Below are 20,027 nucleotides of genomic sequence, written 5' to 3' on the forward strand. Positions count from 1 at the left end.
TGCCGTCCGAGGAGCGACAGGCGGACCGTTTCGAACACCGGTCCCAGGCGCGAATTGTCCTGCCGAATTTCGGTCTCTGCCCGAGGTAATTTCAGTCGGCAGCGCCCACCACCGCGCGCACCGAGGGGTGACTGGCGCACGCCCGCGGCGGTCGGGGACCGAACGCCGCCGAATGACCCGGGCCGGGGTGTCCCCGCGCTGGTGGGCGGAGTCAAGCCCCGAATGAAAAACTATGCAAGATAGTAGTAGTGTGTGCGTGTCCGTCATCGTTTCGTTATCTCAACTCCGGCAAGGAACGCGATCTTGGCACGTCACCGCAAGCCCGAACCCGATCTCGACGTGTGCTGGGATCACGAGAACATCACGACGGCCGCCGTGGGTGCGGTGACTTCTGCCCCCGCGGTCGACCCGCACCCGGCCGCCGGCGAGGGACAGGCCGAGACGGGGGAGTGGGCGGCCGTTCCGGCCGCCGCGCCGCACGCTCCGCGGCACCGCCGCGGCGGTGCGCATCGGCAACCCACGCCGGCCCGGCCCGGCGGGCGGGCGATGGTGCTGTCTATGGCCACCGGGGCGCTGCTCGCCGCCGGAACCTCGACCGCGCACGCCGCACCGGCCGACCCGACCCCGCAGGCCTCGGAGGTGGCCCCGCAACCCGCACCCGATCCGATAGCCGCGGCCCTCGCCGCGGTGCCGCAGGTGCTGCAGATCCCCGAGACTGCGGAGCTGTCGAAGTTCACAGATCAGCTGGCGAAGGCACGGGAGCGGGAGGCCGAACGCCTCGCCCGCGAGGCAGCCGACCGGGCCGCCCGGACTCCCCAGGCCACCCCGGGGAGCGGCGGAGGGTTCCTCCGACCGCCGGGAACCTCCATCGCACCGGTCAGTGGAACCCTCACCTCGAACTACGGGGCGCGCTGGGGCACCACCCACTACGGGCTCGATATCGCCAACGACATCGGCACCCCGATCGTGTCGGTCACCGACGGCACCGTGCTCGAGGCCGGACCCGCCTCCGGGTTCGGCATGTGGGTGCGGATCCTGCAGGACGACGGCACCGTCGGCGTCTTCGGGCACATCAACGAAGCCCTGGTCACGGCGGGGCAGAAGGTCCGGGCGGGTCAGCAGATCGCCACCGTGGGCAATCGTGGGCAGTCGACGGGCCCGCATCTGCATTACGAGGTCTGGCAGGCCGACGGAATGAAGACCGATCCGATGGCGTGGCTGCGGGCGCGGGGCATCAACATGACATCATCCGACTGAGTGATCGGACAGATTTTCGGTACGTGAGGAGGACCATGAAGGGACTCGGTGGCCTCGAAGCCGAGGTGATGGACATCCTGTGGTCCTCGGCCGAGCCGTTGTCGGTGCACGATCTGCTCGACACGCTCAGCGAGCGCAAACAGTTGGCGTACACCACGATTCTCACGGTCGTGACCCATCTGCACGAGAAGGGCTGGGTGGAGCGGGAGAAGCGCAGCCGCGCCTACTTCTATTTCCCGGTGCGCTCCCGCGAGGAAGCGACGTCGCAGGCACTGCGGGAATTGCTCGACAGCAGCAACGATTCCGCGGCGGTTCTGCTGCACTTCGCGGGCACGGTCTCCGAGACCGAGCAGGAAGCGTTGCGGCGGGGGCTGCGGAAGGGCCGCAAGAAGTGACCCTCGCGGCCGTGCTGCTGGTCGGCGCTGTCCTCGTGGCGGTCCTGGCCCCACCCGTGCTCGAAACCATGCCGTTCTCGGGGATCCGGCCCAACGTGGTGCTGGCGTTCTGGCTGGCGAGTATGGCCAGTGTGCTGTTCTTCGCGGGCTCGGCGGTGGTCGTCCTCGCCTGGCCGGACCACGCTCCGGCCGAGGGGGTGATCGAGACGATCGTGCGGTGCTTCTCCGCCGTTTCGCACACCGCTGCCCCCTGGATCGGGGCATCGTTGGTCGCCGCGGGCCTGATGGTCGGTGCGGGTGTGGTCGCCCGGGCCGTCTTCTTCGCCCGGCAGCAGTCCGTCTCCCGGTCCCACATGCAGGACTTTCACCGTGATGTGGTCGCGATCGTCGCCCGCACCGAACAGGGCCATGACGACGTGATGTGGCTCGATCATCCACTGCCGATGGCCTATTCGGTTTCCGGGCGTCCCGGTTTCGTGGTGGCGACCGAGGGGCTGTCGTCGAGCCTGAGCGGTGTCGAACGCGACGCCGTTCTCGCCCACGAACGTGCCCATTTGAGCGGGCACCATCACCTGATCGTCGGTGTCGCCGACCTGCTGGCCCGGGTTCTGCCGATGGTGCCGCTCTTCGCCCGGTCTCCGCGGGCGATCAAGACCGTGATCGAGCTGGCCGCCGACGAGCAGGCTGCCCGGGTCACCAGCGCGGCCGTGGTCAGCTCGGCGCTGTCCGTCGTGGCCGATGCCGCCCTGCCGACCCCGGCGTTCACGCTCGGGCTGGGCAACGACATGAACCTGCGCCTGTGGCGGCTGCGGCGGGCGCCGCACACCCGATTCTCCCGGCTGGCGTGCTGCGCGGCGGCCGCCGTGACGGTCACCGTGCCCGCGGTTGTCGCATTGACGGTCGTGTCGGTGACGACCATGACTGCGTGCATCCTGCTGACCTGACACGGTTTTCGCGGATTCCGCGGTGAGGACCCCACCCCCTAAATACTATGTTGCGTAGTAGTTCGGTTAGGCTGTCGACGTCTCATTGATTGCGTTTCGACAGGAAGCGGGCATCTCATGACCGCCATCGCACCCCCACCGGTCGCCACCCGGGCGTATCCCGCCCGCACGGCGCCCAAGGGGTCGTTTGTCTACAAGATGATCACCACGACCGATCCCAAGGTCCTCGGGATCATGTACCTGGTGACCTCGTTCGCGTTCTTCCTGATCGGCGGCCTCATGGCCCTGATCATGCGCAGCGAGCTCGCGGTGCCGGGCATGCAGTTCCTGTCGAACGAGCAGTACAACCAGCTGTTCACCATGCACGGCACGATCATGCTGCTGCTCTACGCGACCCCGGTGGTGTTCGGTTTCGCGAACTACATCCTGCCGCTGCAGATCGGTGCCCCCGACGTGGCGTTCCCCCGCCTGAACGCGTTCAGCTACTGGCTGTACCTGTTCGGGGCGATCATCGCGACCGCCGGCTTCATCACCCCCGGCGGTGCCGCGGACTTCGGCTGGACCGCCTACGCCCCGCTCAGCTCCGCGGTGAGTTCACCCGGGATCGGCGCGGACCTGTGGATCGTCGGTCTGCTGGTCTCGGGCCTGGGCACCATCCTGGGTGGGGTCAACATGATCACCACCGTCGTGTGCCTGCGCGCGCCGGGCATGACGATGTTCCGGATGCCGATCTTCACCTGGAACATCTTCATCACCAGCATCCTGATCCTGCTGGCGTTCCCGCTGCTGACCGCGGCGCTGCTGGCGCTGCTCGCCGACCGCCAGCTCGGCGCCCACATCTTCGACCCCGCCTCCGGTGGAGTGATGTTGTGGCAGCACCTGTTCTGGTTCTTCGGTCACCCCGAGGTGTACATCATCGCGCTGCCGTTCTTCGGCATCGTCTCGGAGATCTTCCCGGTCTTTTCCCGCAAGCCGATCTTCGGGTACACCGGCCTGATCTACGCCACCCTGGCGATCGCGGCCCTGTCCATCGCGGTGTGGGCGCACCACATGTACGCCACCGGCGCCGTGCTGCTCCCGTACTTCTCGTTCATGACGTTCCTGATCGCCGTCCCGACCGGGGTGAAGATCTTCAACTGGATCGGCACCATCTGGAAGGGGCACCTGACGTTCGAGTCGCCGATGCTGTTCTCGATCGGCTTTTTGGTCACCTTCCTCTTCGGCGGCCTGTCCGGTGTGCTGCTCGCCAGCCCGCCGATCGACTTCCAGGTCACCGACAGCTACTTCGTCGTCGCGCACTTCCACTACGTGGTCTTCGGCACCGTCGTGTTCGCCACGTATGCCGGCATCTACTTCTGGTTCCCGAAGATGACCGGACGCATGATGGACGAGCGGCTGGGCAAGTGGCACTTCTGGACGACGTTCATCGGTTTCCACGGCACGTTCCTCGTCCAGCACTGGCTGGGTAACGAAGGTATGCCCCGCCGGTACGCCGACTACCTGCCCTCGGACGGCTTCACGTTCCTGAACTCGTTTTCGACGATCTTCGCGTTCGTCCTCGGTGCGTCGACGCTGCCGTTCGTCTGGAACGTCTTCAAGAGCTACCGGTACGGCGAGGTCGTGACCGTCGACGACCCGTGGGGCTTCGGCAACTCGCTCGAGTGGGCCACCAGCTGCCCGCCGCCGCGGCACAACTTCACCGAGCTGCCGCGCATCCGCTCCGAGCGTCCCGCGTTCGAGCTGCACTACCCGCACATGATCGCCCGCATGCACGCCGAGGCGCACGTCGGACCCGGCCACGGCGGAAAGCACGCCAGCGCCGTGCTCGAGCAAGAACGCCACGCCCCGCTCACCGACGACGCCACCGGTGGCGTCCGCGGCGACCAGGCCCGGTAGGCATCTCGCCGCCGACCACGATTTTTCCCGATCGGAACGCAACCATGACAACACACGCGATACCGCTGCTCACCGTCCCGGCCACGCACGCAGCCACCGCCACCCTGGCGGACTGGCTGATCCGCAGCTTGGCCCCGACCGTCCTCGACGGTGCGGGCATGGTCGAGGACGCCGACGACCTGTGCGCACTGGCACCGATCACCGTCCGGCACCTGGCCCGCCCCCGCAGGCTGCGGAGCCATGAGCGGCAACTGCACCAGATCACCGCCACGATGGAGGAACGGCTTCAGCGGCAGCCACCGCACCCGCCGGCGGCGGTCTTCGCCGACCCGGCCGTCCGGCCGATCCCCGACGAAATCCTCGATATCGCAGCCCACATCGGGGGCACGATCGCCGATGTCGGTAGCCCCGCGGCCGCGCTGGCGAACCGGGCGCTGCACCTCGGGGCGGTCGTGGTCGATGCCGGACTCGGCGCCACCGCACCGGAGCACCTGCGCACACAGGTGACCGAGTCGTACCGCTCGCTGCTGACCTACCTCTGGCACACCGATCCCGACCTGCAGATTCATCTGACGACACCCCGATGACCGCCCCGGTGGGTGCCCGACCGGCACGGGCCGGCCATGACCCCTCACCGGTCATCCGGTTCCGACTCGCACCGCCGATGACAGGACACCGATCATGAGCGACCCCGACGACACTGACCACACCCCCGCGGAGCGGCAACCCGCGGAAGACCCACCGGCGCAGCGCACCTCGTCCTCCTCCGCGCAGACCCCGGGCGAACCCGGTCCGGCCGACGACCGGTCCGCTGCCGACACAGCCCGCCGAGCCGAGCACGATGCGGCCGCCGCGGAACGCAAGATTGCCTCGGCGATCGATCCCGGGGTGCGCGCGATGGCCGTCGCGGTCGGGGTGCTGGTGCTGTTGTTCTCCTTCACCCTCGCGCACACCGGCACCGCGAACGGCTGGGAGGTGCTGGTCAGCGCCGACGACGCCGGGGCCGAAGCCGTGGCCCTCCCGTCCCGCGTCTTCCTCACCCTCGCCGTGGTCTTCGGCGCGGTGATGTCCATGCTCGCCCTGATCACCCGCCTGTGGGTGCTGGCGTGGCTGGCGTTGGCCGGCTGCGCGTTGGCGAGCGTGTTCGGCATGCTCGCGGTGTGGTCCCGTCAGACCGTCTCACCCAATCTTGCGGTCGCCGGCGTCGGTCCCGGCCTGCTCCTGGGCTGGGCGACGGTGATCGTGCTGACGTTCCACTGGCTCAAGGTGGTGTGGGGACGCACCGTCGCCCAGATGGACGCCGAGCACGAACGACGCCGCCGGGCCGCCGACGCCGAGCAGTACGGCGACGGCAACACCGGCCCCGGCGGATTCACACCGAAACTGAAATGAGGATGCGCGGCGCATCGCCCGCCGAACGAGCGCGGGGCCGGCGGCTATCTCGGCGACGATGATGGGCGCGGTTCGGATGCCGCGCTCTCCTCGAGCCGAAGGTCCGGCCGGACACGGCCACCGCGACGGTGCCGGGTGCGGGGAAACCACCAATTCCGCGCGCCGAACAGCCGCATCAGCGCGGGAACCAGAACCAACCGGACGATGACCGCGTCGATGGCCACCGCCACCGCGAGTGCGAGACCGAGCTGCTTGAGCTCCAACACCTCCGCCGTGACGAAGCTCCCGAACACCACCACCATGATGGCGGCCGCGGCGGTGATCGGGCGGGCGGTGTGCGTGATGCCGGCGGCGACCGCGTACTGATTGTCGTGGCTCGAATCCCAGTACTCCCGCATCCGGCCGATCAGGAAGACCTCGTAGTCCATCGACAGCCCGAACAGGATGACGAACACGACCGTGGGCAGATAGACCTGCAGGAAGCCGGTGCTGGTGAAGTCGAGCAGCGACTCGCCGATGCCCCATTGGAAGACGGCCACGGTAATCCCCAGGGCCGCCCCGGTGGCCAGGAGGTTCATCACGATCGCCTTCACCGGCAGTACCAGGCTACGAAACGCCGCCAGCAGAAAAACCAGCGACGAGCCCAGGACCAAGGTGATGACCAGCGGAAGTTTGGCGGTCATTTCGTCGGAGATGTCGATGAATTCGGCGGTGCTGCCCCCGATCAGCACCACCGGTCCGCCGCCGCGCGCTACCTCGGCCGCTTCCGCGCGGAGGTCGCGCACCAGTTCGCCGGCGGCCATGGAATCGAACGGCACCCCGGGGATGGCCGAGATGAGCAGCCGCCCCTGGCTTTCCTGGGCGGGCAGGACCGCATCGACGCGGCCGTCGCGGGCGATGCGGTCGACGAGCTGATCGACTCGGGTGATGTCCTGCGCGGTCAACGGGGTATCGCCGGGGCCGGTGGCGATCATCTCGAGCGGGGACAGCGAGCCCGCCGGGAAATTCGCGGTCAATGCCGCCGCCGCGCGGCCCGAGGGTGCGGTATCGAGGGCGGAGGTCCCCATGTCCAGGCCGTACCGGATCCCGAACAGCGGTATCGCGGCGAAAACCAGGACACCGACGGCCAGAGATCCGAACAGCACGGGACGGGCCATCATCGCGTACGCCCACCGTGCCCACCGGCCCGGCTTTCCCGGATCGACGGGGGCGGCCTCGGCCGGCCGCATCCACTTCGGCAGTGCGCCGCGGCCTACCGCCGGACCGAGTGTGGCCAGCAGCGCCGGCAGCAGCGTCAGGCTGACGATCAGCGTGCTGACCACGGCGGTCGCGACCGCGAGGGCGATCCCTCGAAAGACCGGAGCCGCCATCACGATCAGCGAACACAGCGAGATCATCACGATCAGTCCCGAGGCGATGATCGTCCTTCCGGCGGTCATCAGGGACCGTCCGACGGCATCGGCGATCAGTGCCCGGCCGTCCCGGCCGGTCACCCCGGCCCGGGTCAGCTCCTCGCGGAAGCGGCTGACGATGAACATGGCGTAGTCGATCCCGATGCCGATCCCGATCATCGTCGCCATCGAGACGACCAGCGGATCGAACGCGGTGACCGTCGTCATCGCGAACATGCTCCCGACCGCGACCAGCAACCCGGCCACGGCGACGCAGATCGGGACGATCGCAGCCACGAGGGCGCCGAGCGCCAGCACGAGAAGTGCCAGCGCCACGGGAATTCCGATCGTCTCGGCGCGTTGCACGTCGGCGTTCTGGATCTCGGTCACATCGTTCTGGACCGGTGAGTAGCCGGTGAGCGCCGCGTCGATGTCTGCGGTGCCGGTGGCCGCAATCGCCTCCTGCAGTTCCCTGGCCACCACCGCCCGCCGGGCCATGTCCCCGTCCAACCCGACCACGGCGATCGCCACCCGCCGATCCACCGAGATCTGCGCCCCGTCTCCGGCATACGGGCCGAGGACACTGCGCACCCCCGACATCTGCTGTGCCACTGCGACGGTACGGGTGACCGCCGCCCTGAACTCCGGATCGTCGGCGGTCCGGGTTCGGGATTGGAAGACGATGACGTCCTGCTCCACCCCGATCTGCGGGAAATGTTCGGTGAGCAACCGGTCCACTTCGGCCGACTCGGACTCCTCCACACTGAAGTCCGGTGTGCCGAGCCGGGACTCGAGCATCGGGTAGGCGGCCGCGCAGAGCACGAGCAGCGCAACCCACGCCCCGAGCACCAGTCGCCGCCGCCGCGCCACCGCGACCCCCCACGCATAGATCACCGGGCGGCGTTCGCCCTGTCCCGGAGCCGGGGCGAACCCCTCCACAGATGATGCATGTATGCGCATATCGCTATGTTTCCTCGCGGGTGCGGGAAAAAGCAACCCCCGGGGCAGGAAAATGTGGTGCGGGTGCGCCGCCCCGATCCCGCAACCGCGCGGCGGCGCGGCGTTGTTCACTGGTGGACCCGGATCTCGACGGGAGTCGAAAGATTCAGCGTCGCACCGTAGTAGGTAGGTGCGCGCAGCGCCGGGGCTTCGGCGCTGCGCGCGGATGTGCGCCGTCGCCGCGTCGTGCGTTCGACGGGCGTGGGGGAGCGTCGCGCAACGCTAAGTACTATGGTGAATAGTACTTGGGGCAACGTCGCCCCGCCGTGGCCGGACGCAGCGCCGCGTCCGGACTTCGTCCGCGTGCCGGGCGCCGCCGCGTATCGATGCGCCCCGCGGGCGCACTGTCGCTCGGCCTCGGCGCGCAGCCATGGGCGATCGGAACACCCCGCGCCGGGCCGCCGTACCTGCGCGTCCGCAATCTAATTACGTTGTCTAACAACATCTTTCGTTGATGTGATGCTCGCCGCACTTCGTCTCGGATCTCAGGATGTTCTAAGCCTGCGTCCGTAGCGTCGGCGACCGCAGATCCCTCGGCCCTCCGGGGTGAGCAGAGCAAGACGCCAGCGGTGTCAGTTCGGCACGCTCTCACCGACGTCTTGGTCTCAACCGGAAGGCACACCGTGCACGACGACAGCGCCCGGCAGCTCGAGACCGGGGTGAAGGAGAAAGCCGTATGCCGCCGACCACGACCACACAGAGCGACGATCCACCCACCGCCGCGGACGACTCCGCGAAGCCGGCCCCCTGGCTCCCACGGGTGCTCCGACACGACCTGCCGGCCTCGCTGGTGGTGTTCCTCGTCGCCCTGCCCGCCCTGCCCGACGGGCAATGGCTCGGTGTCGCCACCGGAGTGCTCACCGTGGCGTTGATCGCCAGCGTCGAAAGCCTGCTCTCGGCCGTCTCGGTGGACAAGATGCACACCGGTCCGCGTGCGGACCTGAACCGGGAACTGCTCGGTCAGGGGGCCGCGAACATCACCTCCGGTGTCCTCGGCGGCCTGCCGGTCACCGGGGTCATCGTCCGCAGCGCCACCAACGTCAACGCCGGGGCCCGCACCCGGGCCTCGGCGACGTTGCACGGGGTCTGGGTGCTGGTGTTCTCCGCCCTGCTCGCCGGTCTCGTCCAGCAGATCCCGAATTCGGTTCTGGCGGGTTTGCTGATCGTGATCGGTATCCAGCTCATCAAGCTCGCACACCTGCGGATCGCCCACCGCACCGGTGATCTGTGGGTGTACGGCGTCACCGCCGCCGCGGTGGTGTTCCTCAACCTCCTCGAGGGTGTGCTGATCGGGCTTGCCCTGGCGGTCGCCCTCGTCGTGTGGCGGGTGGTCCGCGCCTCCATCCACGCCGAACCGGTGGGCACCCCGCAGTCACGTCAGTGGCGGGTGGTCGTGGAAGGCTCGTGCAGCTTCCTGGCCCTGCCCCGCCTGACCAGCGTGCTCGCCTCGGTGCCCCCGGACAGTCACGTCACCATCGAACTGACCGTCGACTTCCTCGACCACGCCGCATACGAGGTGATCGAGGAATGGTCCCGCCAGCACGAGAGCAACGGCGGCACAGTGCTGATCGACGAACGGGGAACCGCGGAAATGGCGGCGGCCGCCGCCGGACCCCCGACACGCACCACCGACGGCACCGCCCAACTCAGCCGGCGCGGCGGCTTCGCCCCCTGGCGGGTCTGGCAGAAATTCCACCTCCACCACACCCCGGACGGTCAGACGAAGCAACCGGGTCCACGGGCACTCCGGTCGGTGCTGGCCGGGATCTCCGACTACCACCGCACCCACGCTCCCCACCTGCGCCCGCACATGGACGACCTGCACGACGGGCAGAACCCCGACGCCCTGTTCTTGACCTGCTCGGATTCGCGGATCGTCCCGAACATCATCACCAGCAGCGGCCCCGGCGACCTGTTCACCGTCCGCAACATCGGCAACCTGGTCCCGGCCGGGGAGCGCGACGACTCTGTCGAGGCGGCGCTGGCCTTCGCGCTCGACGAACTGGGGGTCAGCTCCGTGCTGGTGTGCGGCCACTCCGGGTGTGGCGCCATGAAAGCCCTGCTGGCCGACCAGGATCAGCCGCACCCGCGGTCCGGCGACGGCCTCGCCGTGGGGCGGTGGCTCGAGCACGCTCAGCCCAGTAAGAGGGCGTACCTGGCCGGGCACCCGGTCGCCCGCGCCGCCGCCGAGTCGGGGTTCGGTGCCCTCGACCAACTTGCCATGGTCAATGTCGCTCTGCAGCTGCAAACCCTGCAACGGCATCCGCTGATCGGCGCGGCGATGTCGGAGGGCCGGGTCCACATCGCGGGCCTGTTCTTCGACATTCCCACCGCGCGGGTACTGGCGGTCTCGACCAGCACGATCGACGAACTCGACCCCGACAGCGCCGCGGCGGCGTCGCTGTCGGCCCCGCTGGGTTAACCCGGGGGCCCAGCCGGTCGGGGAAAGCGAATCTGGGGGAGGCCCGCGGCGCGAGCCGCGGGCCTCCCCTTTCAAGACGGGGTGGTGCGGCGTCATCCGGCGGCACCTGCACCTCACCGCCGGCACGCTGCGTCGTCTACCGTGCGTCGACCCGGTCGTCAGGCGACCACGAGGAGTCCGGTGACATACATCGTGAGCAGCCCGGCGGTGATCCCGCCGATGGTGCCGGGGCTGAGTACTCGTCCCGCACGGTCGCGCAGGGCGGGGGCGATCTGGAGGATGACCTGCGCGATCGCCCCGACACCGATGCCCAGGAGCAACGCCGACAGCTCGGCGTTGTTCACGCTGGCGCCGATGAGCGCACCGACAATGGCCGGTGTCCCGGCGAGTAGCCCCAGACCGAGGAGGTGCAGCACTGGCGGGCGCCGTTGGGTCAGCGGGGTCACGACCGCCAGCCCCTCGGTGGTGTTCTGGATGGTGAATCCCACCACCAGGGTCGCCCCCAGGGCGAGCTCGCCGACAGCGTAGGCGGCGCCGATCGCCAACCCCTCACCGAGATTGTGCAGTCCGATCCCGAGGGCGATCATGAACGCCAGACGGATCCCGCTCGATCCCCGCGTGTCGCTGACGGCGCGGCGGGACCCGAGATAGCGGTCCAGTGCGGTCAACCCGAGGAACGCGAGTACCGCACCGAGGACCAGGAGGGCGGGGCCGCCGAAGGCGCCGCCACCGCGTTCGGAGAGTTCGACCCCCTCGAGGGTGGCGTCGACTGCGAGGAATGCCAGCAACCCGACCGTGAGCCCCAGCAGGACACGTATCCCACCGGGTCCGATCCTGCGCAGGACCGGCAGGAACAGCATTCCCAGCACGACGGGGATGATTCCGACGTAGGTCCCGATCAACGCCATCAGTGCGAAGAACCCGGCATCGGCCTGCGGGGTGGTCACCGCAGCCGGGATCTCGTGTTCGATCACCAGGCCGGTCGAGGTCAGGAACGAGAGCAGATACGGCTGCCCGTCCTGCCACGGGTAGTCGAGCCGCAGGACCTCCGAGTCCAGGTGCCCGATCGGCTGCTCCCCACCGGTCAGATCCACGTAGGAGTCGTTGACGAACACCTGCGCGACCTGGACCGGATCGGGTCCGGTGTTGCGGACGGTGACCTCGATGGAGCCCGGGACCAGTTCGGTGTGTTCCACCGCGAGCTGCTCGATCGGCGGCCCGGCCCGCTCGGGCAGGGTCCGGCCACCGACCATGGCGAGCAGGAGAAGGGCGGCACCGATGAGCAGGGCCGCACCGACCGCGGAGATCCAGGTCCGTTTGCGCTCGACCGAGGTGCCCATCAGTCGGTCACCTCGAAGAACCCCATCCAGCCGAGTTCGGCGAATTCGGTCTTGTGGGCGTGGAACATGAACCGGCCGGTGTACGGGAACCGCAGTTCGCAGATGCCGCGCTGACCCTGCGCCTGCATGACGGTGTCGGTGTACTCGGACGGCTGCAGGCGGGTGCCGGTCGGGTAGTAGTCGAAGAAGTTCCCGTGCAGGTGGAAGGTGTTGATCGGGTCGTATTCGAGGGCGTTGACCAGGTAGATCCGCACCAACTCGTTGCGCCGCACCCGGATCGGTTCGTGCATGTAGTGGAACGGGATCCCGTTGACGGCGTAGAGCTGATTGCCCTCCCCATCGAAGGTGGTGTTGTAACCGTGCATGACCATGACCATTTCGTCCGCCGGCGGGCGCGGGGTGGGCGGATCGACGATGAACGTGCCGTACAGGCCGCGGGCGATGTGCTCGGCGAGCGGTCCGACATGGCAGTGATACAGATGCAACCCGAACGGTTGCGCGTCGAACTCGTAGGTGAAGCTACCGCCGGAGGGAATGACACCCGGGCCGATGTCGGGGACCCCGTCCATCTCGGCTCGGTGGATGCTGTGAAAGTGCATCGTGTGCGGGTGCATGGAGGCGTTGATGAACGTCACCCGCAGCAGATCCCCCTCCTGGCAGCGCAACGTCGGCCCCGGGATGCGCCCGTTGAACGTCCACGCCGGATACCGGACCCCGGGCGCGATTTCCACGTCGACGTCGGCGGCGGCGATATCCCACTCGCGCAGTACCCGCCCGTCCGGCAGGAGGGAGACCCGGCCGTAGTCGAAGTCGCGCAGAACCTCGGTGGGATCGAAACCGTTCGCGTCATGGTCGACGATCGCGCCCTTGCGGAACGTCGGGCCGCTGACCCCGCCGCCGTGGCCGCCGGCATGCGCGCCGCCGGAATGCGCCTCCTCGGTGCCCGGCGAGGGGGAGGCCGCCGACACCCCCCGGACTCCGAGCGCTGCCGCACCGGCGGTGCCGAGCAGGGCGGAGCCCAGCAAGAACTGTCGTCGCGATTCGGCCATCACGCTGCCCTGCCGTAAATGAGGCCGCCGACCGCGGCCGCCAGCTCATGCGGGTGGCCCTCGATGTCCACGCACACCTCCCCGCCCTGGGGGGATGCTTCTGCCCGGGCGATGACGCGGCCCGGGTAGACGCCCAGGCCCGCGAGCAGTCGCAGCCCATCGATGTCCCGGTCCACGACCCGTTCGACCGTGAAATCTCGGCACGGGACCGCAGCCCGGAGACTCTCCGGCCACGCCTCGACATAGTCGCCGGTCGCCGGCGGAATCGGGTTGCCGTACGGATCGCGGGTCGGGTTGCCCAGTGCGGCGGTCAGCCGGGAGGCGAGCCGCGGGCTGATGGCGTGCTCGAGCACATCCGCCTCGGCACCGATCTCGGACCAGGACATGCCCAGGAATTCGGCGAGGAACACCTTCGCCAACCGATTCCGGCGAACAACGTCCACCGCGTGCCGCCCTCCGTGCGCCGTGAGGGTGACCCGATGGAGTCCGGGCCGTGCGATCAGACCGGCCCCGGCCAGCCGCCGGTGCATCCCGGACACGGTCGGGGTGGCCAGATGAAGGCACCGGGCAAGCGCCGACGTGGAGGTCGTGTCGCCCCGGGCAGACAGGCAGAAGAGGGTTCGCAGATAGTCCTCAACCACCGGGGTGAGCAGGGATCCGCAGCACTGCGAGGGTGCGCGCATCAAAGAGTTAGGCATGGCCACACCTAAAAGTTAGCTCACCCGAACATTCGGATCAAGAGATCGAATTCGGCACAGGGGCGGGGCAGGTGCGCAGCCGCACGAGCGGTCGACCGGGAACGATCCGGGGGAGATCAGACGAGCGTGCGCCAATACACCCAGAACGCCTCGGCGATCAGGGCCGCGATGATCAGCACCCAGACGGTCAACACCGCGGTGTGGTTGCGGGCGGCGAACGCCATCCATCGGCGCAGCCGCCGACCGGGGCTGCGCGTCTGGGCGCCGGTGTGCAGCAGGACGTACCACAGCGAGACCACCACGGCGACCCACACCAACATGCAGTACGGGCACAGCGCCCCGATGCGATAGAGGCTCTGGAAGATCAGCCAATGCACGAACACCGCCGCCCCGATCAGTCCGGCCGCCAGGCCGAGCCAATACCACCGGGGGAGCCTCACGCCGCCGAGAGTCACGACCCCGGTGGTCAGGGCCACGGTGAAGCCGATGATCCCCAGCAGGGGATTGGGGAACCCGAACGCCTCGGCCTGCGGGGAGCTCATGACGGAACCGCAACTGATGACCGGGTTGATGCTGCACGAGGGCCGGTAGGTGGGGTCGGCGAGCAGGCTGAACTTCTCGATCGTCAACACCAATGAGGCGGTCAACCCCAGCGCCCCGGCCACCACGAGCACCCAGCCCACCACGCGCGAGCCCGTGAACGGGACCGCTGACCGGGGAGCCGGCGGGTCGATGTATCCAGAAGAGGCAGCGGAAGCCGGCGCCCTCATTCGGCCAGGGCGGCGTCGATCCGGGCGCGCAGGTCCTCGTAGCTGGGCATCGGCGGCAACGCGGTGCCGCCCAGGAACAGGGTCGGGGTGCCCTGCACCCCGAGTTCGATCCCCTCGTTGAAGTCCTGATCGACCCGTTCGGCGAGCGCGGGATTGCCCAGGTCACTGTCGAAGCGGCCCATGTCCAGGCCGAGGTCCTGCGCGAAGGACCGGAACAGCGGCTCCTGCGAGCGCCCCGATTCTCCCCACTGGGTCTGGGTCTCGTACATGCGCTGATACATCGCCTCGAACTTCCCCTGCCGGGACGCGGCTTCGACGACGCGGGCGGCGAGGTTGCTGTTGGTGTGACTGGGAATCGGGAAGTACCGCACCCCGACGGTGATGCGGCCCGAGTACTCGGCGCGGATCCGCTCCATCGTGGGATACATCGCCAGGCAGGATTCGCATTCGAAATCGAGGAACTCCACCAGCACGACCTTGCGGTCCGGCGAGGACGTGAGCAGGTGAGTGTTCTCCCGCAGCACCGCGGCGGGATCCACCGTCCGGCCGGCCGCACCCGACGCCGCGGACCCGGATCCGGACCGGTTGACGTACAACAACATCCCGATCACCACCGCGAACACCGCCACCAACGCCGCCGAGAACTTCAGGTTGGTCGACAGCTTCATATACCCGTCCATTCCAGAGTCGAATTGTGCAGACCACCGGTCGAACGGCCGCCCCTACTACTATGCAGCATAGTAGTAGCGCGTATCGTGGCCGCGGAGAAGCCACAGCCCGGCCACCGCGGTCAGGGCACTCTAGGAGGTACAGGCCCATGCGGCGCGTGATCACCCTGTTGGCAGTGACCGCCACTGCGTTGCTGTTGGGAATGGGCTCGGCCCAGGCTCACAGCGAGTTGATCAGTTCATCTCCGGCCGCCGATTCGGTTCTCGACTTCGGTCCCCCCGGTGTGGAGTTGGTGTTCAACCAGAACATTCAGAACCAATTCGTGAATGTGTCGGTGACGGCGCCGGACGGGACGCAGGTCGGCCAGGGCGAACCCTCCGTCCAGGGCGCGCAGGTATTGCTTCCGATCCGGGACGGGGTCGGGTCGGGCCAGTACACCGTCGGATACCGGGTGATCTCCGAGGACGGTCACCCCATCACCGGGACCTACTCGTTCACCCTCGCACTGCCCGCTCCACCGGTAGAGCAGACAGGCGCCGCCTCCGCCGCACCGGCGCCGGCGCCGGTGGCAGCCGACACCGAGCAGTCGGGGGGCGGTTCGTCGCTGGTATTGCCGATCCTCGGCGGTGTGGTGGCTCTGCTGTTCGTCGCCGGCATCGTGATCGTGCTGCGCGGTGAGCGCCGCAAGCGGGACTGAACACCACCAGGGCCCGGCGCAGCGAGATCGGAGTAGCCGCACGTGATGACGGCGATGGACTGGGTGCAGCTTCCCGGCGCACCCCCCTCGCTCGGCGCGATGCTGTCCTGGAACCCGCAACCGCTGCCGCTGCTGCCGGCGCTCGGTGTCGCACTCGCCGCCTGGTACTGCTGGGCGGTGCGCCGGGTGCACCGGACCGGCCGAGTGTGGCCGTGGCCGCGCACGGCCAGCTTCCTCGGCGGCGCCCTGCTGCTGATCCTGGTCACCGGCCTCGGCATCGAGGGATACGGGTTCGAGCTGTTCAGCGTGTGGATGTTCCAGCACCTGACCTTGTCGATGGCGGTGCCGCCGCTGCTCGTGCTCGGCTGCCCCGGGACACTGTTGCTGCGCTCGACCCCGCACACCGGGTGGGGGAATCCGGTGTTGCGCGCCGCGCTCGGTGCCCTGCGCAGCCGCGCCGCTCGCCTCCTGCTCCACCCCTCGGTCACCATCCCGCTGTTCCTGTTCAGCTACTACGGCATCTACCTGTCCCCGGTGTTCGACACCCTCGCCACCTCGTGGGCCGGTCACACCGGACTCGAGGTGTTCTTCCTCGCCACCGGGGTGCTGTTCATCGTCCCGGTGCTCTCCTCGGGACCGTTGCCGGTCAAACAGAGCAACCTGGGAAAGTGCTTCGACCTGTTCGTCGAGATGCCCCTGCACGTCTTCATCGGGGTGATCTTGATGATGGCCACCTCACCGCTGCTGTCGACCTTCACCGACCCACCGGCCTCCTGGGGCATCGACGTCATGAGCGACCAGCAACTGGCCGGGGCGCTGGCCTGGTCCTACGGCGAACCGGTCGCCCTGATCGTGGTCGTGATCTTCGCGATGCGCTGGAACCGCGACGAAGACCGCTCCAACGCGGCCGTGGACGAGCGGAACAGCCGCGGCGGGGACAGCGAACTCGCCGCCTACAACGAATTCCTCAAGACCCTGCCCCGCCGGTGAGGGCTGGCCCGGCCGGGGTGCACCGACATCGGAACCGCCCCCGAACCCGGACCGGCGCACCCCTTTCGCTAGTTCATCGTCAGCGCCGTCGCGCCCTTCGCGGCGAGTAGTTGCTCGATGGCGGTCGACTCGGCCTGCTGGGTGGCCACCATCTGACCCGCCAGCGCGGACACCGGCGGCACCGCGGCGTTGTCCGCCGCATACTGCGCCATCGGGATACCGCCCTTGTGGTGACGCAGGAGCAGCTGCAGGTAACGGGCGTCGAACGCCGACCCGGTGGTCCTGCGGAGGTCGGCGAGCTCGCCGGTGGTCGCCATCCCCGGCATCGGGGGCGAGGACGAATCCGCTGTGGCGGTGCCGCTTTCCATGCCCGGCATCGAATGGTGCGCCGAGCCGGCGGCGCTGTCGGTGGGCATCCACTGCATCGGCTCCCCGGACCCCAACGGAGGACGATCCCACAGGCTCAGCCACCCCTGCATGGTGCCGAGCTGACTCTGCTGGGTGGTGAGCACGTCATAGGCGAGGGAGCGCACCGCCGGATCGGCGGCATTCGCCAATGCCATCGCGGACATCTCCACCGCCTGACCGTGATGGACGGACATGTCCTGGGCGAACCCGACATCCACCGAGTCGCCGGCCGGCGCCCCCGGCTGGTCGCCGTCGAGCCATCTCTGCGCCCAGGCCCCGAGAAGGACACCCACCAGGACGGCGATGATCGCTCCGAGCGCCACCGCGGACCTCGAGGCGCTGCGGCGCCGCGCAGCGTCATCGACCATCGCGGGGTCGGGTGCGGCGGCGGCGGGAGAGGTGTTAGCCATTGCCTCCTCCGGTGGGTGCGGTCGGTGTCGACGTCGGCGACCCGTCCGAGGGGGCGGTCGCCGCCTGGTCGTCGGTGGCCGGGACCGCGTCCGGGCCCGGTGCGGAGGGGTCGAACGGCGGCGGGTTGGGCGGGTTGGCCGGGTCGAACCCGCCGGGCACGGTCGAGCAACTCGCACCGGCTTCGGGGTAGGTGTTCGGGTTCTGGCTCAGCGCGGTGACGAACTGGGTGATCCGCCGATCGTCGGCACCGTCGAGTTTGAGTTGGTGGCCCCATGATTGGAGGGCGATCGCCGCATCGAGGCCGGGATACGGGGACATCAGGGTGTACGGCCGACCGTCGATCTTCGCGGCGAGGGCGGTGACGTCGTCGGCGCCGAGCCGATCAGGGTTGTAGGCCACCCACACCGCGCCGTGTTCGAGGGAATGCACCGCATTTTCGGTACGGATGGGTTCGGGATAGACGATGCCGGTACAAGTGGCCCAGTACTGGTCGTGCGCACCACCGACGGGAGGACTCTGGTCGTACGCCACGCGCTGCGGGGCCTGAATGTGACTGCCGGCCGTATACTCGATCTCGGTCACCCCGGCGATGTCCGTGGCCGGGTCGGGGTTGTCCGCGCTCGGCGCGTACCGCTGGGCTTCGGCCCGCTCGACCGCCCTGGGCACCATGTTGTAGGCGATGATCCCGATCAGCCCGACGATGATCACGACGGCGCCGATCATCAACCAGGGAATGCGCCGGGTGCCCGGGATGCCCCCCGGCCTGGCCTTGTTGCGGTTGTTGGTCATCTCAACGGACCCGTTCCTTCACTCTCGTACCGCCGGGCCCGGTGCCCGGGACGGTCATATCGGCAGCACTACCGAGGTGACGAACTCGTTGCGCAGCCATCCGACGAACAACTCCCAGGCGCCGCTGAGCAACGCCGTCCCCACCACGATCAACATGACCCCGCCGACGATCTGAATGGTCCGGGAATGCCGACGCAGCCACCCGATCCCGTGCAACGTCTTCGCGGAACCGAAACCCAATGCAATGAACGGCAATCCGAGACCGAGACAGTAGGCGACGATCAACGCCACCCCGCGGGCGGCGGTGGCGCCCTCGGTGCCGGCCGCGACCGACAGCACACCGGCCAGGGTGGGGCCCAGGCACGGGGTCCAGCCCAATCCGAACACCCCGCCGAGCAGCGGTGCACCGGCGAGGGAGGAGATCCGGCGCGGGGTGAACCGGGTGTCTTTCTGCAGGGCGGGGATGAAACCGAGGAAGACCAACCCCATGACGATGGTGATCGCCCCGCCGACCCGCTGGAGCAGCTCCTGGTTGAGCCGTAGGGCACCGATCACACCGAAGACCGAGGCGGTGGCCAGGACGAAGACCACCGTGAAGCCGGTGACGAACAACGCTGCTGCCCCCGCCACCCGCCACCGATCCGAGCCGGCGGCACAGTCACCGCTTGGGGTGACTGCCGGTGTTTCGGCGCCGGAGACACCGGCGAGGTAGGACAGGTATCCCGGCACCAACGGCACTACACACGGGGAGGCGAACGACACCAGACCGGCGAGCACGCAGGCCCCGAGCGCGAGCAACAGCGGCCCGGTGGCGGCGGCGTTCTGGAAACTCACCCCGACCCCCTGCGCCAGCACTATCCCGTGCGCGGTCACGGCTGCGCCGCCAGACGTTCGATAACCGGCAGCAGGTCCTCTGCCAGCAAGGCCCGCAGGAAGACCGCGGCAACGCGGTGCTGGCGATCGAGGACCAGCGTGGAGGGGATGACACTGGTGGGATAGCTTCCGCCCAAGGCGATCAGGGTACGCATCGGCGGGTCGTAGATCGACGGATACGACATCCGATTGTCGATGACGAAGTCCTGCGCCTTGTCGCGCTGCGGATCGCGCACGTTGATCCCCAGGAACTGCACACCGAGATCCTTCGTGGCCTCATACGCCTGTTCGAGGTCGTCAGCCTCGGACCGGCACGGCGCGCACCACTGACCCCAGAGGTTGATCACGACCACCTGCCCGGCGTAGTCCGACAGCGACACGGCCCGGCCATCGGCCATCAGGTCAGGCCCGGAAAGCGGACCGACCTTCCCCCGGCTCTCCGGTGGGTCGTAGAGGATGTCCGTCTGCCCACCCGGCGCAACGAAGTCGAAGGTGCCGCCCTGGGCGACCGCATCGGACCCGGACGCACACCCGGCGGCCCCGAGAACCGCTGCCATGCCGACAGCGAGCACCGCGAGCAACCGGGCCCGCCAACCCCGGTGCGACCACCACATCGGTCGCCGACCGATCGTTAGGC

The 20,027-nt window shown here is 68.7% G+C and carries 18 protein-coding genes and 1 pseudogene; 9 read left to right on the forward strand and 10 right to left on the reverse strand.

The window, feature by feature from the left end; translation table 11 throughout:
• The first annotated feature begins 303 nt into the window (after nt 1-303).
• The 6 genes from ROP_RS37225 (at nt 304) to ROP_RS37250 (ending at nt 5,884) form a co-directional block, all read left to right on the forward strand.
• Entirely contained in the window at nt 304-1,257 is a 954-nt protein-coding gene (locus tag ROP_RS37225) for a M23 family metallopeptidase (protein WP_007296030.1), read from the forward strand.
• Between the two features lie 35 nt (nt 1,258-1,292).
• The gene (locus ROP_RS37230) at nt 1,293-1,652 is read left to right on the forward strand and encodes a BlaI/MecI/CopY family transcriptional regulator (RefSeq protein WP_007296029.1); all 360 of its coding nucleotides are present in this window, start codon (nt 1,293-1,295) and stop codon (nt 1,650-1,652) included.
• Nucleotides 1,649-2,596: a M56 family metallopeptidase gene (locus ROP_RS37235; protein ID WP_007296028.1), complete on the forward strand. Its 948-nt coding sequence runs from the start codon at nt 1,649-1,651 to the stop codon at nt 2,594-2,596. Before ROP_RS37230 ends, ROP_RS37235 begins: the two co-directional genes overlap by 4 nt.
• Nucleotides 2,597-2,713: 117 nt before the next feature.
• Nucleotides 2,714-4,492: an aa3-type cytochrome oxidase subunit I gene (ctaD, locus tag ROP_RS37240; protein WP_007296027.1), complete on the forward strand. Its 1,779-nt coding sequence runs from the start codon at nt 2,714-2,716 to the stop codon at nt 4,490-4,492.
• Between the two features lie 44 nt (nt 4,493-4,536).
• The gene (locus ROP_RS37245; protein ID WP_007296026.1) at nt 4,537-5,079 is read left to right on the forward strand and encodes a hypothetical protein; all 543 of its coding nucleotides are present in this window, start codon (nt 4,537-4,539) and stop codon (nt 5,077-5,079) included.
• 94 nt (nt 5,080-5,173) lie between these two features.
• Nucleotides 5,174-5,884, forward strand: coding sequence for an Rv2732c family membrane protein (locus ROP_RS37250; RefSeq protein ID WP_007296025.1), 711 nt, complete (start codon nt 5,174-5,176; stop codon nt 5,882-5,884).
• Between the two features lie 44 nt (nt 5,885-5,928).
• Here the strand turns inward: ROP_RS37250 and ROP_RS37255 are convergent, their stop codons facing one another.
• Nucleotides 5,929-8,235, reverse strand: a complete 2,307-nt coding sequence (locus tag ROP_RS37255; RefSeq protein WP_231869106.1) for an MMPL family transporter — start codon at nt 8,233-8,235, stop codon at nt 5,929-5,931.
• Nucleotides 8,236-9,076: 841 nt separating this feature from the next.
• On the opposite strand from ROP_RS37255, the pseudogene ROP_RS37260 reads away from it, so the two are divergent.
• Nucleotides 9,077-10,696: pseudogene (locus ROP_RS37260) on the forward strand (carbonic anhydrase); the annotation flags it as partial.
• Between the two features lie 158 nt (nt 10,697-10,854).
• On the opposite strand, the gene ROP_RS37265 reads toward ROP_RS37260, so the two are convergent.
• From ROP_RS37265 to ROP_RS37285, 5 genes are all read right to left on the reverse strand, one after another.
• Entirely contained in the window at nt 10,855-12,036 is a 1,182-nt protein-coding gene (locus ROP_RS37265) for a ZIP family metal transporter (RefSeq protein ID WP_007296022.1), read from the reverse strand.
• Nucleotides 12,036-13,085, reverse strand: a complete 1,050-nt coding sequence (locus tag ROP_RS37270) for a multicopper oxidase domain-containing protein (protein WP_007296021.1) — start codon at nt 13,083-13,085, stop codon at nt 12,036-12,038. The genes ROP_RS37265 and ROP_RS37270 overlap by 1 nt, the downstream gene beginning before the upstream one ends.
• On the reverse strand, nt 13,085-13,783 hold the full coding sequence (locus ROP_RS37275) for a metal-dependent transcriptional regulator (RefSeq protein ID WP_148222650.1): 699 nt from the start codon (nt 13,781-13,783) through the stop codon (nt 13,085-13,087). Before ROP_RS37275 ends, ROP_RS37270 begins: the two co-directional genes overlap by 1 nt.
• Nucleotides 13,784-13,899: 116 nt before the next feature.
• A complete protein-coding gene (locus ROP_RS37280) occupies nt 13,900-14,553 on the reverse strand; it encodes a vitamin K epoxide reductase family protein (protein WP_012686884.1) in 654 nt (217 codons plus the stop codon).
• Nucleotides 14,550-15,221, reverse strand: coding sequence for a DsbA family protein (locus ROP_RS37285; RefSeq protein WP_007296018.1), 672 nt, complete (start codon nt 15,219-15,221; stop codon nt 14,550-14,552). The genes ROP_RS37280 and ROP_RS37285 overlap by 4 nt, the downstream gene beginning before the upstream one ends.
• Before the next feature lie 176 nt (nt 15,222-15,397).
• Between ROP_RS37285 and ROP_RS37290 the strand changes: the two genes are divergently transcribed.
• Together ROP_RS37290 and ROP_RS37295 are read left to right on the forward strand one after the other, a co-directional pair.
• On the forward strand, nt 15,398-15,919 hold the full coding sequence (locus ROP_RS37290; protein WP_231869108.1) for a copper resistance CopC family protein: 522 nt from the start codon (nt 15,398-15,400) through the stop codon (nt 15,917-15,919).
• 45 nt (nt 15,920-15,964) lie between these two features.
• A complete protein-coding gene (locus tag ROP_RS37295) occupies nt 15,965-16,909 on the forward strand; it encodes a cytochrome c oxidase assembly protein (protein ID WP_007296016.1) in 945 nt (314 codons plus the stop codon).
• A 68-nt stretch (nt 16,910-16,977) separates the two neighbouring features.
• On the opposite strand, the gene ROP_RS37300 is transcribed toward ROP_RS37295, so the two are convergent.
• Genes ROP_RS37300 through ROP_RS37315 form a run of 4 tightly spaced genes read right to left on the reverse strand, consistent with a single transcriptional unit; the run spans nt 16,978 to nt 20,004 of the window.
• Nucleotides 16,978-17,727: a DUF305 domain-containing protein gene (locus tag ROP_RS37300; RefSeq protein ID WP_007296015.1), complete on the reverse strand. Its 750-nt coding sequence runs from the start codon at nt 17,725-17,727 to the stop codon at nt 16,978-16,980.
• Nucleotides 17,720-18,517 carry a DUF3105 domain-containing protein gene (locus tag ROP_RS37305; RefSeq protein ID WP_007296014.1) on the reverse strand — a complete coding sequence of 266 codons (798 nt, stop codon included), beginning with the start codon at nt 18,515-18,517 and terminating at the stop codon, nt 17,720-17,722. The genes ROP_RS37300 and ROP_RS37305 overlap by 8 nt, the downstream gene beginning before the upstream one ends.
• A 54-nt stretch (nt 18,518-18,571) precedes the next feature.
• Nucleotides 18,572-19,390: a cytochrome c biogenesis CcdA family protein gene (locus ROP_RS37310; protein ID WP_007296013.1), complete on the reverse strand. Its 819-nt coding sequence runs from the start codon at nt 19,388-19,390 to the stop codon at nt 18,572-18,574.
• Nucleotides 19,387-20,004, reverse strand: a complete 618-nt coding sequence (locus ROP_RS37315; RefSeq protein WP_007296012.1) for a TlpA disulfide reductase family protein — start codon at nt 20,002-20,004, stop codon at nt 19,387-19,389. The genes ROP_RS37310 and ROP_RS37315 overlap by 4 nt, the downstream gene beginning before the upstream one ends.
• Nucleotides 20,005-20,027 lie beyond the last annotated feature (23 nt).

This window comes from Rhodococcus opacus B4 (genome assembly GCF_000010805.1).
GTDB classification, from domain to species: domain Bacteria; phylum Actinomycetota; class Actinomycetes; order Mycobacteriales; family Mycobacteriaceae; genus Rhodococcus_F; species Rhodococcus_F opacus_C.